This window comes from Myroides sp. LJL119 (assembly GCF_054871605.1).
The window spans coordinates 1-13,486 of sequence record NZ_JBTXLO010000007.1; the positions used below are offsets into that span (position 1 = coordinate 1).

General features: G+C 30.9%; 12 protein-coding genes and 3 tRNA genes. 11 read left to right on the forward strand and 4 right to left on the reverse strand.

Annotated features, from left to right (window positions below; translation table 11 throughout):
• Positions 1–306 precede the first annotated feature (306 nt).
• A complete protein-coding gene (locus tag ACYSNV_RS08470; RefSeq protein WP_461762137.1) occupies positions 307–543 on the forward strand; it encodes a transposase in 237 nt (78 codons plus the stop codon).
• A gap of 120 nt (positions 544–663) precedes the next feature.
• Here ACYSNV_RS08470 and ACYSNV_RS08475 read toward each other — a convergent pair.
• The 3 genes from ACYSNV_RS08475 to ACYSNV_RS08485 all read right to left on the reverse strand — a co-directional run bounded on the left by ACYSNV_RS08475 (position 664) and on the right by ACYSNV_RS08485 (position 937).
• Positions 664–738: transfer RNA gene (locus tag ACYSNV_RS08475), tRNA-Pro, on the reverse strand.
• Positions 739–771: 33 nt separating this feature from the next.
• Positions 772–846: transfer RNA gene (locus ACYSNV_RS08480), tRNA-Pro, on the reverse strand.
• Positions 847–853: 7 nt separating this feature from the next.
• A tRNA-Ser gene (locus ACYSNV_RS08485) sits at positions 854–937 on the reverse strand.
• Positions 938–1,283: 346 nt separating this feature from the next.
• Here ACYSNV_RS08485 and ACYSNV_RS08490 point away from each other — a divergent pair.
• The 5 genes from ACYSNV_RS08490 to ACYSNV_RS08510 all read left to right on the forward strand — a co-directional run bounded on the left by ACYSNV_RS08490 (position 1,284) and on the right by ACYSNV_RS08510 (position 5,376).
• Entirely contained in the window at positions 1,284–1,904 is a 621-nt protein-coding gene (locus ACYSNV_RS08490; protein ID WP_461762138.1) for a class I SAM-dependent methyltransferase, read from the forward strand.
• A gap of 3 nt (positions 1,905–1,907) precedes the next feature.
• Complete coding sequence (locus tag ACYSNV_RS08495; protein WP_461762139.1) at positions 1,908–2,444, forward strand: GNAT family N-acetyltransferase; 537 nt, start codon at positions 1,908–1,910, stop codon at positions 2,442–2,444.
• Positions 2,445–2,504: 60 nt separating this feature from the next.
• Entirely contained in the window at positions 2,505–3,629 is a 1,125-nt protein-coding gene (locus ACYSNV_RS08500) for a GNAT family N-acetyltransferase (RefSeq protein ID WP_461762140.1), read from the forward strand.
• A 360-nt stretch (positions 3,630–3,989) separates the two neighbouring features.
• The gene (locus ACYSNV_RS08505) at positions 3,990–4,535 is read left to right on the forward strand and encodes a hypothetical protein (protein WP_461762141.1); all 546 of its coding nucleotides are present in this window, start codon (positions 3,990–3,992) and stop codon (positions 4,533–4,535) included.
• Positions 4,536–5,145: 610 nt separating this feature from the next.
• Positions 5,146–5,376: a hypothetical protein gene (locus ACYSNV_RS08510; protein ID WP_461762142.1), complete on the forward strand. Its 231-nt coding sequence runs from the start codon at positions 5,146–5,148 to the stop codon at positions 5,374–5,376.
• 139 nt (positions 5,377–5,515) lie between these two features.
• Here ACYSNV_RS08510 and ACYSNV_RS08515 read toward each other — a convergent pair whose 3' ends face one another.
• A complete protein-coding gene (locus tag ACYSNV_RS08515) occupies positions 5,516–6,085 on the reverse strand; it encodes a Crp/Fnr family transcriptional regulator (protein ID WP_461762143.1) in 570 nt (189 codons plus the stop codon).
• 489 nt (positions 6,086–6,574) lie between these two features.
• Here ACYSNV_RS08515 and ACYSNV_RS08520 point away from each other — a divergent pair, with 489 nt between their 5' ends.
• The 5 genes from ACYSNV_RS08520 to ACYSNV_RS08540 all read left to right on the forward strand — a co-directional run bounded on the left by ACYSNV_RS08520 (position 6,575) and on the right by ACYSNV_RS08540 (position 13,485).
• Entirely contained in the window at positions 6,575–8,428 is a 1,854-nt protein-coding gene (locus ACYSNV_RS08520) for a M1 family metallopeptidase (protein ID WP_461762144.1), read from the forward strand.
• Positions 8,429–9,830: 1,402 nt separating this feature from the next.
• The gene (locus ACYSNV_RS08525; protein WP_461762145.1) at positions 9,831–10,268 is read left to right on the forward strand and encodes a hypothetical protein; all 438 of its coding nucleotides are present in this window, start codon (positions 9,831–9,833) and stop codon (positions 10,266–10,268) included.
• Between the two features lie 571 nt (positions 10,269–10,839).
• A complete protein-coding gene (locus tag ACYSNV_RS08530; RefSeq protein WP_461762146.1) occupies positions 10,840–11,790 on the forward strand; it encodes an ABC transporter permease in 951 nt (316 codons plus the stop codon).
• Positions 11,783–12,730: an iron chelate uptake ABC transporter family permease subunit gene (locus ACYSNV_RS08535; RefSeq protein WP_461762147.1), complete on the forward strand. Its 948-nt coding sequence runs from the start codon at positions 11,783–11,785 to the stop codon at positions 12,728–12,730. The genes ACYSNV_RS08530 and ACYSNV_RS08535 overlap by 8 nt, the downstream gene beginning before the upstream one ends.
• Positions 12,727–13,485, forward strand: a complete 759-nt coding sequence (locus ACYSNV_RS08540) for an iron ABC transporter ATP-binding protein (RefSeq protein ID WP_461762148.1) — start codon at positions 12,727–12,729, stop codon at positions 13,483–13,485. Before ACYSNV_RS08535 ends, ACYSNV_RS08540 begins: the two co-directional genes overlap by 4 nt.
• Position 13,486 lies beyond the last annotated feature (1 nt).

Sequence of the window (13,486 nt, forward strand, 5' to 3'; positions counted from 1 at the left end):
ATTATGATAATCCTATTGAATTAAATAGTATTTGGACAGATATGAGTTATAGCAACCAAAAATTAAAAGATTATCATATTGGAATTAAGTTAAGGTATGCGTTTCATTTATAATTATTAAAGTAAAGAATCCCCTTATCCCAATGTTTTTTAATATAAAAAATCTAATTATCTGATTTAGTAACTTAATATCAGCAAGAAAAGAGCAGAAATTCTCTTTGAGCTATACCTGGAAATAAAACAGGCGTATAACTTAACTAACTCCCTTCGAGTTATTTATAATTAAAAAGCACCCAAAGAAGTAGCTATGAGTAAATTAGTACATTGGTTTAACTTGGTTGAGAAAACGGGACTGAAGCAATTCCAGGTTGTCGTGAAAACCCTTACCCAGCATTACCCAGATATCTTAAACTACTTTAATTACCGAAGTACAAATGCTTCTGCAGAATCCTTCAACTCTAAAATTAAGTACTTTCGTATGATGTATAGAGGAGTAAGAGAACGAGAGTTTTTTCTATTTAGATTAAGCAAACTCTTTGCTTAGTCCCCAACTTTTGCACTTGATACCCCACAACTTTTTTGATCCATCCTTAATCTGATTAACAGAAAGTTAAGTGTAAAAAAAACGGAACAAAAACAGAAATTTCTGTTTTGTTCCGTCAAGTCGGGGTGGCAGGATTCGAACCTGCGACCTCCTGGTCCCAAACCAGGCGCGATGACCGGGCTACGCTACACCCCGAAATGCAATGTCGGATTTAATCTTAAACTTTCGTCGGGGTGGCAGGATTCGAACCTGCGACCTCCTGGTCCCAAACCAGGCGCGATGACCGGGCTACGCTACACCCCGAAAGTTGCGGAGAGACAGGGACTCGAACCCTGGCATCGGTTACCCGATGACAGATTAGCAATCTGCTCCGTTACCACTCCGGCACCTCTCCTTGACTTATTAAGATTATTTCCTTAATTGCATGGCAAACATACTACGAGTTTTTGATTTGTGCAAATGCATTTATTGTTTTTTTTTCACTTTTTCTTGCAGTAAAATTTAATCTGTTCAGTTACAAATGGATATGGGTAAAATATTTTTTTAGGGTAATCACTTAGTAAAAATATATTTTGTATAAGGAAGCTGTTTCTTCAAGTTTTCTAGTATTTACAAGGCGTTGCAAAGCTGAAATGTATTTGCAAAACAAAAGAAAAAAAATAATTTCGTAGATATTTAAATAGTAAGTAAAGCTTTTTTCTTTTATGTACCTTTGTCAAGTAAAGAGTAGAAATAAGTTTATGGACCAAAATAAAAAACATTGGCAAGATATATATCTGAATAAAACACCAGATCAAGTAAGTTGGACTCAAGAAAAACCTACTTTATCGCTAGAGCTTATTGAGAGTTTTAAATTGAATAAGGACGCCGCTATAATTGATGTTGGGGCTGGAGATAGTAATTTGGTAGATTATCTTTTACAAAGTGGCTTTACTAATATCACGGTTTTGGATATCTCCTTAGAAGCTATACAACGAGCTAAGAATAGATTAGGAGCCAAGGGACATAAAGTTAACTGGGTGGTAAGTGATGTTTTAGACTATGTTCCTACACAAAGTTTTGACCTATGGCATGATAGAGCTGCATTTCACTTTCAATGTGATAGCCAAGGTGTATCTAAATATGTTGAAATAACAAATAAGTGGGTAAAAGGCAAAATGATAATTAGTACTTTTAGTGTCTCGGGGCCATTAAAATGTAGTGGTTTAAATATTACACAATATGATAAGCAATCTCTGGCCGATACCTTTAAAGACTCGTTTGTTTTGAGAAAAACGATAGATCACCAACATATCACCCCTTTTAATACAGTGCAAAATTTTATATATGGAGTTTTTGACTCCAAAGAATTTAATAAATAAATAATGGAGTTTAATAAAGACATCGCTTTCGATTCAGAAAGATTACATTTTCAAATTGTACATGAAAAATTCAAGCAAGATATTTTTAACGCTTTAACCCCAACGGTGGCAAAATTCTTGCCTTTTATTCCCACAGGTAAATTAGAAGATACCCAGGGGTTTATTGATTATAGTCTAAACCAATTAGAGAAAAAACAAGACATAACTCTTGTGGCAAGCGATAAACGTAGTGGAGAGTTTATTGGATGCTGTGGAATTCATGATATCTGTAATGAAAGTATTTCTTTGGGTATATGGTTAAAAGAAAGCGCCTTTGGTAAAGGTTATGGAAAAGAACTTATTGAAGCTCTAGAGAAGTTTGTGTTTTTAAATTTGGATGTGGATTACTTAATTTATAATGTAGAAAAAGATAATACGGGTAGTATTCGAATAGCCGAAAAACTAGGCTATGTTTATCACCATAGCTTTGTTCGAAACATCAGTGAGCAAAAAATATTAAATATGCTTTCTTATAGAAAAGAAAATAAAAAAAATAGTTAGTTTAAAAACAGGGTCTTAATAATTATTTAGACCCTTTTTTAATCTTTTAAAAATCAGATAATGCAAAATATTATAAAGTTAAATCAGATTCCTTATTCTAGCTTGCCTTGGGAGTACTTTGTAGACTTTAATCAAAGGGCAAACGACATACCTGGTCTACTTGAAATACTTGAATTTGGAGACGAGCAGCAAAAAAAGATGGCTTTAATTACCTTAGCCAATACCATAGAGCAAAAAAATCGTGTGCTTATAATCACTCCTATGGTGTTAATTTATTTATTTAAGTTTTTCCAAAAACAAGAGGATTTACAAAGTTTATATTTGAGAGTTTTTTTAAAGATATGCAAGGCTATTGGTTTTCAATGGGAGACGTTTTTAGATGGTAGGAATCAAATTGATAGGCCTTTTGGAACCTGGGTATGGCAGGAGGATTCTGCTTATAGATGGCCTGAGTTTGAAAGCTCCACTATCGACCAAATGTTATGGGCCACAACAAGTGATAGCTTGTTGTTTGATCACCCATGGTATTTTACAAGGCAAGTACTTCTAAGTTATCAAGACTTACTGGAAAACCACTCAACCATGGATTTGATAAGTAGAGGAATTTTATATGAAATTTCAACAATCTTAAATATGATTAAAGATCAGCAAAGAGTCGTATTTCCTGTTAAGAAAACATGGGAGAGTGAAAATCTAGAGCTGGTTCCAATTTGTTTAGACTATTTATTAAGTTACCAACAAGGATTAACTAGTAATGTTGCCGAATTTTTAAGTTTTGATCCTATTGATAACCAAGCTATTTTAAAGGAATACATCAGACGTTCTCAAATTGAGTATAACCGAGGTGCTTGTATGGTGTTTGTTGTTTTGAATAAGAATACCAAAGAGTTTTTAGGTTCTTGTGGAATACATGATATTAACCAGTTAAATGTAGAAATTGGTTTGTGGTTAAAAGAGTCTGCACAAGATAAAGGTTATGGTTCTGAGATTTTAAAAACTTTAATCCAGCTAATTAAAAACAATATTAAAACAAAGTATATTATATATAATGCAGAACAGAAAAATATCGCAAGTATTAGACTATGTGAAAAATTTGGTTTTATTAAAAAGTATGATTTTGTAATTGAACCCAACGTGTTAAAAAATAAAATGCGACATATGACTTATTTTTGGCTAGAATTGTAATTCAAAAAAACAAGGCTTTGGTTTATTAAAAATCAAAGCCTTGTTTGTAAAGTATCATTTGGTAATTTAACCAATACTTTTTCTGAGAGTAGGCTTGTTAATAAGCAGAAAAACCCAAAAAAAATGGCGTGTAAAGAGGCTCTTTTTTTGCATACTAAAAGCAATTTAATAAGTATTGGAGACTTATTAAAAATGAAACTTTCTTTTTTTTTTATCAAAAAACATGTATCTAGCTGGTTTACAGTAAATTATTTGCACTGTTAAAAAGTGACTCAAAAGGATGAAAATTAGTTGATTTTTTATTAAATTTAACATAAAGCCATTAGAGATGAATTTTCTTCCAGTATGTGCTTGAGTGGTATGAACCTTAAGATTGTTATTATGATGAATGATAGTTTGTTTAAATTATTACAATTAGAATTAATCGATAGTCCAAACAGACCTATCATCGGGATATTACTCGCATTTAATGAAAGCTGGATATTAATAAAAACCAATTCCGTTGACTATTTGATGGATGGATATCGATTAATAAATCGACAGGTAATAAAATCTATATCAAAGGACGCTCATATTCGTTTCACTGAACAGGTATTAAAAGCAAAGGCAGTAAATTTTAAGGATTCTCCTATAAGACTACAAGAAGATATTTTTGAAACCTTAAAGTACATTACCAATAAATATGGTGCTTTTAGTATCGAATTTAAAAATGATTCCTGCTGTTATGTAGGTCGATATATTGGACATGATGACCAAAACTTTTTTGGATTTGAAGAGTTAGCTCCAAATGGGGATTGGATTGAGGAAATTGATGAATTTGATATTAACAAAGTTAACGCAATTGAGTTCGATACCGATTATGTAGAGTCACTGGTTATGTTTGCCTATAAAAAAGTGAATGGGTAGGGGGGGATAGTAGATTACCATAAATATTTCAGTATTCTGCAATTATTAATAAAATTGTAAGTAAAAATGAGATAAGGTGTGTTTTTCTTTGTATTTCTAACTTTGTGTTAATTAAGATGTTGTTTTTTTATAATATTAGTTATTTTAATGTATTTTATTTGTATATTTATATAAACTAGTGTTAGAATGTGTTTATTTTATACCTTCAACTTCTAAAGTGGGACGGTTTTAAATTTTATTTCTTGTTTTTTAAGCATAATCTGATTTTTAGTTTATGTTTAAATGTTGATTATTGACTAATATTAGTCTTTTATTTATAATGATTTCTTTTAATAATTAATATTTTTTTCACATTTAGCTAAGTTTTTTAAATTATAAGAATTTCACTTATACCGTATTGGTTTTGTTTTATTTATGTAATAAATTGCCAAAATATTTCAATAACGTTTTTTATTAACCAAATCTAACGTTAAACACCTAGCCAGTGTGTAGGAAATGTTAAATGGCATGATTATTGAAATATTAAGAATACCCACTAGGATTCGCTTTTGGAGATAAATCCGGTGGTATATTTTTCCCTAGAGGAATAATGCAACAAAACAATAAAATCATGAAAAAAGTAGCATTTAATCAGGCAGGTTTTCAAGCCAAAAAATCTGAACTGAGTAAGTTAAGTGTGCAGGAGTTTAAGTTTGAGTTATTTCAAATGGTTAACAATACTAGAGATTGGGTTGAGAACAACTTTATTTTAAGTAGTGAGCAAACCATTAAACTAGAGAGTATGCCTAAGGAATTTCTTCGTGAAATGAACTTAGCTTCTGTTGATTTTTGTTATAATTAAAAATCAAACACAAAAAAAGAACTAGAGTCTTTTGGTTTATCAAAGACCAGTTATAACTATGTAAAAACAAGAAAAGGAACTAAAGAGATTTAGTTCCTTTTTTAATTAATAAATTATAAGGGTAATATTTTTATAGGTTTTAATTTTCTTCCAGCTTTTTCAAAGCTCGATTAAGGGTGCGAGTGGTAATACCCAAATAAGAGGCAATATCCTCTTTTGTAAGATTTACTTTTTGTTTGTCTTGAAGCTCCATTAATTTCTCTAACGCATGTTCTACGGTATAGAGTTGTTGAAAAGATGCCTTTTCGCTTGTATCATATAATCGTAGGGATTCAATTTTCAAAAGCGTATGATTAAAGGTAAGGTCTGTTTGCAGTAAATGATCAAACACCGATGCGGGAATAATATAAGCAAGTACAGGGGTAATGGCCTCTACAGAACAAAGGCAATTACGCTTAGAAATCATTTCAATTTCTCCCATTATTTCTCCACTACTTAAAAATTCGGGAATGTATTCTTTTCCATTTTCCTCGGTAATAAAACATTTTGTAATGCCTTCTTTTATGACAATAATTTTACTGATTGCATCACCTTGGTTTAAAAGAATTTCTTTTGGTTTATAACTAGTTAGTATTATTTTGTCTGAAAATAACTCAGTTTGCGCCAAAGACTCTACGTAGGATAAAAATCCAATATTTATTCTTAACATTTTTTTAGCTGCTTAAGGACAAATGTCCTATGGTGGTTATACAATAAGTTCGAAATTTGCAGTATCAAAATTAAAGAAATATCTAATTAAAATACAATGTTGTGTCTGTGTTTTAAATTAATTTAGTAGGTTAGATATTAATTTAGTGTTGTTTTTATATAATTGTAGAACAATTATACAATATATAAGTGATAGTGTGTATTTTCAAAAAAGATGGGAGAGCTCAGTAAGTGGAGTTTTCCCATTTTTCATTTAAGGCCAAAGGTAGTTGTAATTACCATTGTAAGTAGTTAATAAAAAGTTTAATTTCTTGAAATGCAACGTATATTTTGGTCTTTAAATCTCTATTAACTGCAATACCTATTGTATTGTTTTTTTATAGTATTAAGTTTCAGAATGAAATTTTATCTTTGTCCCAAGTTAAAGGTCTTAGTTAAGTGTTATAAAACGATGACTTTTAATAAAGTAATTTACCCTAATTTTTTTAAAATGAAAAAAAACCTATTTGTTTTTTTTGGTCTCTTGGCATTTTTAACTTCGTGTCAAGAAAAATCTTCCTCCAACCAGAATGTAGCTTTGTCAGTGGATAATCAAACCTACGCAGATTTGGATAAGGCGCGTATTACAAATTTACATTGGGATGTTAATGTAGATTTTGAAAACAAAATACTTCAAGCAAGTGCTACTTATGATTTTTTAAACAACAATGCAAGTGAAATATTTTTCGACACGGATAATATTCAAATCGATTCTGTTTTGTTAAGTGATCAAAGAAAAGCTAATTACACTTTGTTTGCTCGAGATTCCATAAAAGGATCGGCCTTGAAGGTGGATATTTCACCTGTGGATTCTATTGTTAGTATTTACTATAAAACTAGTCCCCACGCAGGTGCTTTACAGTGGTTGGAGCCAGAGCAAACCTATGATAAAAAGTATCCTTTTTTATTAACTCAAGGTCAAGCAATTTTAACCCGTACTTATATTCCTATTCAAGATAGTCCAAGTGTTCGAATAACTTATTCGGCCGATGTGCAGGTGCCAAAGGAATTAATGGCGGTAATGAGTGCAACTAACCCTAAGGAAAAAACCGCAGATGGTTTATATCACTTTCAAATGAATCAGCCCATACCAGCTTATTTAATTGCCATAGCAGTTGGGGATATAGCCTATCAGGGTATTGATCACCGTACTGGTGTGTACGCAGAACCAGGGCTGCTAGAAAAAGCAGCATATGAGCTAGCTCAAGTAGGGCAGATGGTTCAGGCAGCAGAAAGTCTATACGGACCTTATCCTTGGGAACAATATGATGTTTTAATTCTACCTCCTAGTTTTCCTTTTGGTGGAATGGAAAACCCTAGGCTGACCTTTGCAACCCCAACAATTTTAGTTGGAGATAGGTCCTTGACTAATTTAATTGCCCATGAGTTAGCTCATTCGTGGAGCGGTAATCTTGTTACAAATGCAACTTGGGATGACTTTTGGTTAAACGAAGGATTTACTGTTTACTTTGAACGCCGCATCATGGAGAAAATAGCTGGTAAAGATTACGCAGATATGTTAAGTGTAATTGGCTATCAAGATTTAAAAACATCTATGGATTTGATAGATAACCATTATACCTCATTGTATATTGATTTAAGTAACCGTAATCCAGATGATGCTTTCTCCGATGTACCATATGACAAGGGATATTTATTTTTGAAAATGTTAGAAGATAGATATTCAAGAGAAAAATTTGATGCTTTTTTAAAGAAATATTTCAGTGATAATGCTTTTAAAACCATGACAACAAAGGACTTTGTTGTTTATTTAAAGCAGAATTTAACCAATGGTGAAGATGATTTTGTTCAAAATTGGATTTATGATACAGGATGGCCTACTGCTTTTACTGCACCAAATTCCCAGTTGATGGATCAAGTAGAAAAGGTTTATAACCAAGATTTAGCTGAATTTAAACTAGCAGAGAACTTCCCAGCAAAGCCTGGAATTTGGTCCACCAATGAATATGTACATTACATCCGTTTAATTGACCCGGAAAAATTGACTCCACAAGATTTACAAAAGATGGATCAGATGTATGACTTTACCAATTCAAACAATGCAGAAATACAGTGTGCTTGGTATGAGAAAGCTTTTCTTATAGGCTATGATAAGGTTAATGATAATGCACAGGAATTTATGACACATGTGGGTAGAAGGAAGTTTTTAGAGCCTTTATATTTAGCTTTGATAAACTCGGGGCAAGAAGAATTAGCTAATCAAATTTATCAAAAGGCTCGAGGAAATTATCATTTTGTCGCTAGGCAAACAATAGATAGTTATCTAGCTTATAAAGCTAACTAATTAGTAAAACAAAAGTCAAGTAAGAGAAATATAGACCTGTTTACAGGCTAATTTAAACACAATGAGCTCGGTGAAATACCGAGCTCATTGTGTTTAAATTAATCCATAACTCAGGGGATATTTTTAATTTCAAAGCTTTTCTCTTTTTATCAAACCCTCAGTACCTAGTAGGATTTTTTATTTTAAAATAAATTCCTTCGTAGGCACTTTTTTTAAAATAAATTTTAATATCCCACCAAAACAGTCAGTTACTTGGTATGGTATCCTTGAGCTATAAGTGATGACTTTAATTTATCCCCTGTCTTTAAATTATTTATTATCTAGATTAGTTGCAATAATTAAGTTGTCTAGGTAGGATTTTTATTTGTATTACTGGATTTATTAAGGATATAGGTCTGTTAACAAAAATTGGAAATCTTTCGACATTAAAATTTATTACTTAGAGATTAACAAACACATAAATAACAATAAAGTAGGTTTGATCTGTCAAAAAACATACTGTTTCGGATTGTTTTTTCATTTTGGTATGCGCTTTAGATAGACTCTTAACTGCTAATTTCACTGTTGCTTTAGGAAAGAATTAATAATGGAAAACTTGTATGGTTTTATAAAAAAGTTACTAGCAGAAAATCGCGATATTTAAGTACAATAGTAATTTCCTTACTTTATTAAATTGTTTGTTAAAAAAATAAATCTTAACTAGTTTAATAAGATTTAAAGTGTGTTTAAAAAAAGTCCTCTACCGAGTTTTTGTTGAATTTACCTCATGGGGAGTTATATCCTTATTTTGATCTTTTATTGGGGTAGGTAGAAAATCAAAAAAATAAAATTCTGTAGGACATAAAATGGCGTATTTTAAAAAGAGTAAGGCTAATTTTTTATATCAAGATAGATTATGCAATAAATATTGTATAAATTAGAGGGTAAATCAACAACTCTTTTGTAAATAAAAGTTATTGTCAATAACCTTTAGCCTTTATTGAATTAATGCACTAGAGACTTTAGTCAAGTATTTTATATAGATTAAGTGTTGTTTTATGCTCCTTAATTGGTTTGTAGTGTATATAGATTTACACTTAAAGAAAAATTATTTGACTTGTTAAATTTGGTTTTAAGAGAATCAAATAGTCATTAAAGTTCTGATTAATAGAGAAAAGATAGCGATTTGGCCTTAATTTGATTCTCTAAGCTCGTGTTATTTGTATTAAACTACTTTGAAAAAGGGAGTTTTTTAAGTTAAAGTGGTGATATTTACTCTTATGGGTGTTTTATATGATAAATATGTAATTTTTCATCTTCTTTGTAAAAGTAATGTATTTATTTTGTATATTTAGTTATAGTTAATTTAAGATTTTAAGTTAAATTAATGTTTTTTAAGTAATTAAATATAAAGTCAAGCCATATGAGAAAGAATGTATTAATTTTTGTTAGTTTCAGTATCCTTGTACTGTTGCTAATTGGGTGTTCAAATGATGATAGTAATAATCACAGAGATCCCAACTCTCCTTTAGATTTAGTAGTTGAAAATATTCAAAAGACTTGGATAGCTGCACACTTTAATTTTAATGACTTGGCCGATCAGCAAAAGCAAATAAAACTTGAGTTACAAAAATCTTTCTACGTAGTTGACTTTTTACAACAAGGTAAATTAAAAGTTATTAATAAATACGATCAAAAATCTTTCGTGGGGACTTATGATTTTGAAAAAGGTATTATTACTGTTTTTTTATCTGGTGATCAACCCCAGCAATTTCACATTGTAGAGCTTCGTAAACGCACTATGACCTTAGTTCCTGTTACCAAGGGAATAGTTACATCAATAGAAATGGTTGTGAATTAAAAAGGAATCTGATGTTGTATTCAGGTAGAGAGTCGCAAAAACCACCCTTAACTTTTTTAAGTTAGTTGGTGGTTTTTTTGTTACAAATAGTTCCCCCAATTCATACACCTTTAAAGAGTGTTTGTATGTGAGAAGTAAATTTTAGAAAAACTGGACGATAGATTAAAATAAACTATAGGCATTGTTAGTTATATTTTTTTTAAAAAAAATACAGAAAAATAGAAATCAAAAACAACTATTATGCCTGCGAAATTACAAGTTAAGGCTGTCTTTGATAAGCTCTATTTAGAGTTTCATGGAGCCTTTTAGTTTTAGACAGGTAGTATAGCTCAAGGCTTAAGAAAAACACCGTTTTACGGAATATTTATTTTTATGTTTTTTATACTATCAGTTTTGATTTATTAGCTTATTAATTATTTGAAAATCACTTATTTATATTAATTTCTTTGATTTATTGTTAGCTTGGTTATTGTTATTGTTTATAATTAGTTTGAATTTTGTTTCCTACACTTGTTAGACTTTTATATATTTGCCATTATTTAATTTTATTCTAAATAAAAACAAGCTTGAAATGATAAGAATTTTATTAGTTCTTATACTCCTTATAGTATCGTTCTTTTCCATTTTTGTTGGTGTAAAGGATATATCTATTTACAATATTAGTAACCTTACTCAAGATGAGTTGTTAGTAATATTGGTCAGTAGGCTACCGCGAATGATTTCGGTTCTAATTGCTGGGGTGGGTATGAGTATCGCTGGATTAATTGTTCAGCAAATATCTCTAAATAAATTTGTATCTCCTACAACTATGGGTACTTTAGATGCCTGTAAAATGGGGATTTTATTTAGCTTGATACTTTTTCCAAGTGGGGGAGTATTCTATAAAATGTCTTTATCGTTTGTTATTGCTTTAGTGGCAAGTGTGGTATTTTTAAAAATATCCTCTAAGATAAAAATGAGAAATATTATTTTCGTTCCTTTAGTTGGAATTGTCTTTGGTAATATTTTAAATGCTATTTCTACTTTTTTTGCCTATAAGAATAATTTGGTTCAAAATATGGAAGGTTGGTTAATAGGAGATTTTTCATCTATTATCAAAGGAAATTACGAGATATTGTATTTAGGAGTTCCCATTGTTTTATTAAGCTATTTATATGCCAATAAATTTACCATTATTGGTCTGGGTGAGGAAACGGCAACTTCTTTGGGGCTAGATCATAAGAAAATTACTTACTTAGGATTAATATTTGTCTCGATAACCTCCACAGTAGTTGTTCTAACAGCTGGAGTTATTCCATTTTTAGGTTTGATAATTCCAAATATTGTTAGTTTGTTGTTTGGAGATAATTTAAAGAAAACCATTAGTTATACGGCTTTAATAGGAGCTATCTTCCTAATGATTTGTGATATAATAAGTCGAGTGCTTATTGCTCCATATGAGATTCCAATTGGACTAACAGTGAGTATTATAGGTGGTATTATATTTTTATTCTTAATCCTTAAAAAAACACGCAATGCATAAAAATAGAATTATATCAGTTTTATTTGTAGCATTACTTTTTTGCATTGCTATATATATGTTTACTTTCACGGGATCTAAATTAGATTACGTATTACCTCGTCGAGGATTTAAAGTAATCGCAATGGTATTAATCTCCTTTGCTATTGGTTATTCAAGTATTGTTTTTCAAACAATAGCTGCTAATCGAATTCTTACACCTTCGATAATGGGATTTGATTCATTTTACTTGCTTTTACAAAGTCTATTAGTTTTTGCTTATGGCGATAAAACTTTTCAAGTATTAAGTACGCAAACAAACTTCTTTGTTTCCGTTGGCCTTATGTTAATATTTTCACTTGTCATGTATTATGCGATATTTCGAAGGGAAAGTAAAAGTATGTATGTATTGCTTTTAGTAGGGTTACTTATGGGGACCTTATTTAGGAGCTTCTCTTCTTTTATTATAATGTTAATAGATCCAAATGAGTTTTTCATAATTCAATCTGCGATGTTTGCTTCCTTTGATAAGATTAATTTAAATTTATTGGGGGTTTCAGCCATTTTGTTGATTGGCTCGATGTTTTGGGGAGCACGCTATTTTAATTCGTTAGATGTAATGACTTTGGGACGTGAAAATGCTATAAGTCTTGGTGTGGATTATCACAAGGTAATTCGAAATAACTTAATGCTTATCTCGGTTATGGTAGCGGTGTCCACGGCTTTGGTTGGACCTATTACATTTCTAGGAGTATTAGTGGCAAATTTAACTTATGAATTAGTAAAATCAAGTAAGCATATTTACATGGTTAGTGCCTGTTGTCTTTTAACAGCTGTAACTGTCATTGGAGGGCAATATCTTGTGGAGCATTTATTTAATATGTCCACTACAATTAGTATAATAATCAACTTTGTAGGTGGAATATATTTTATTTATTTATTATTAAAGAGTAATAGATCATGATAGAGGTAAAAAATATCCGAAAAGCATACGGAGATAAAATGATATTAGATGATGTAACAGTTAGCTTTCCAAAAGGTAAAATTACTTGTCTAGTTGGTGGAAATGGTACTGGGAAGAGCACTTTGCTTTCAATCATTAGTAGATTAGTTGCTAGGGATTCGGGAGAAATAAATCTTTTAGATAAAGATGTAACTAGTTTTACAAATAGAGATTTTGCTAAACGTCTATCTATTTTAAAGCAGTCTAATCATCCCAATGTTCGTTTAACTGTTAAGGAGCTTGTTGCTTTTGGACGATTTCCGCATTCTCAAGGTAGATTAACTACCTTTGATCAGGAGAAAATCCAAGAGAGTTTGAGCTTTATGGGATTAAGTGAAATAGAGGATCAGTTTATAGATGAGTTAAGCGGGGGGCAAAGACAACGCACCTTTCTGGCTATGGTTCTTGCTCAGGATACAGAATATATTTTACTTGATGAGCCTTTAAATAACCTGGATATGAAACACTCGGTTGAGATTATGAAGATTTTAAGAGTGTTGGCCGACCAGTATGGAAAAACGATTATAATTGTGGTACACGATATTAATTACGCCTCTTCTTATGCAGATTATATAGCGGCTGTTAAAGATCATAAAATTATTCACTTTGGACCAACCCAAGATATTATTCGCGAGGATATCATGAAAGAGGTCTTTGATATTGATATGACAATTGTGGATAATAGTGATTGTAAGGTTTGTATTTATTTTAAATAAC

Coding starts and splice junctions, on each gene's coding strand:
- ACYSNV_RS08470 (WP_461762137.1), top strand. CDS start 307: ATGAGTAAATTAGTACATTGGTTTAACTTGGTTGAGAAAACGGGACTG.
- ACYSNV_RS08490 (WP_461762138.1), top strand. CDS start 1,284: ATGGACCAAAATAAAAAACATTGGCAAGATATATATCTGAATAAAACA.
- ACYSNV_RS08495 (WP_461762139.1), top strand. CDS start 1,908: ATGGAGTTTAATAAAGACATCGCTTTCGATTCAGAAAGATTACATTTT.
- ACYSNV_RS08500 (WP_461762140.1), top strand. CDS start 2,505: ATGCAAAATATTATAAAGTTAAATCAGATTCCTTATTCTAGCTTGCCT.
- ACYSNV_RS08505 (WP_461762141.1), top strand. CDS start 3,990: ATGAACCTTAAGATTGTTATTATGATGAATGATAGTTTGTTTAAATTA.
- ACYSNV_RS08510 (WP_461762142.1), top strand. CDS start 5,146: ATGAAAAAAGTAGCATTTAATCAGGCAGGTTTTCAAGCCAAAAAATCT.
- ACYSNV_RS08515 (WP_461762143.1), bottom strand. CDS start 6,085: ATGTTAAGAATAAATATTGGATTTTTATCCTACGTAGAGTCTTTGGCG.
- ACYSNV_RS08520 (WP_461762144.1), top strand. CDS start 6,575: ATGAAAAAAAACCTATTTGTTTTTTTTGGTCTCTTGGCATTTTTAACT.
- ACYSNV_RS08525 (WP_461762145.1), top strand. CDS start 9,831: ATGAGAAAGAATGTATTAATTTTTGTTAGTTTCAGTATCCTTGTACTG.
- ACYSNV_RS08530 (WP_461762146.1), top strand. CDS start 10,840: ATGATAAGAATTTTATTAGTTCTTATACTCCTTATAGTATCGTTCTTT.
- ACYSNV_RS08535 (WP_461762147.1), top strand. CDS start 11,783: ATGCATAAAAATAGAATTATATCAGTTTTATTTGTAGCATTACTTTTT.
- ACYSNV_RS08540 (WP_461762148.1), top strand. CDS start 12,727: ATGATAGAGGTAAAAAATATCCGAAAAGCATACGGAGATAAAATGATA.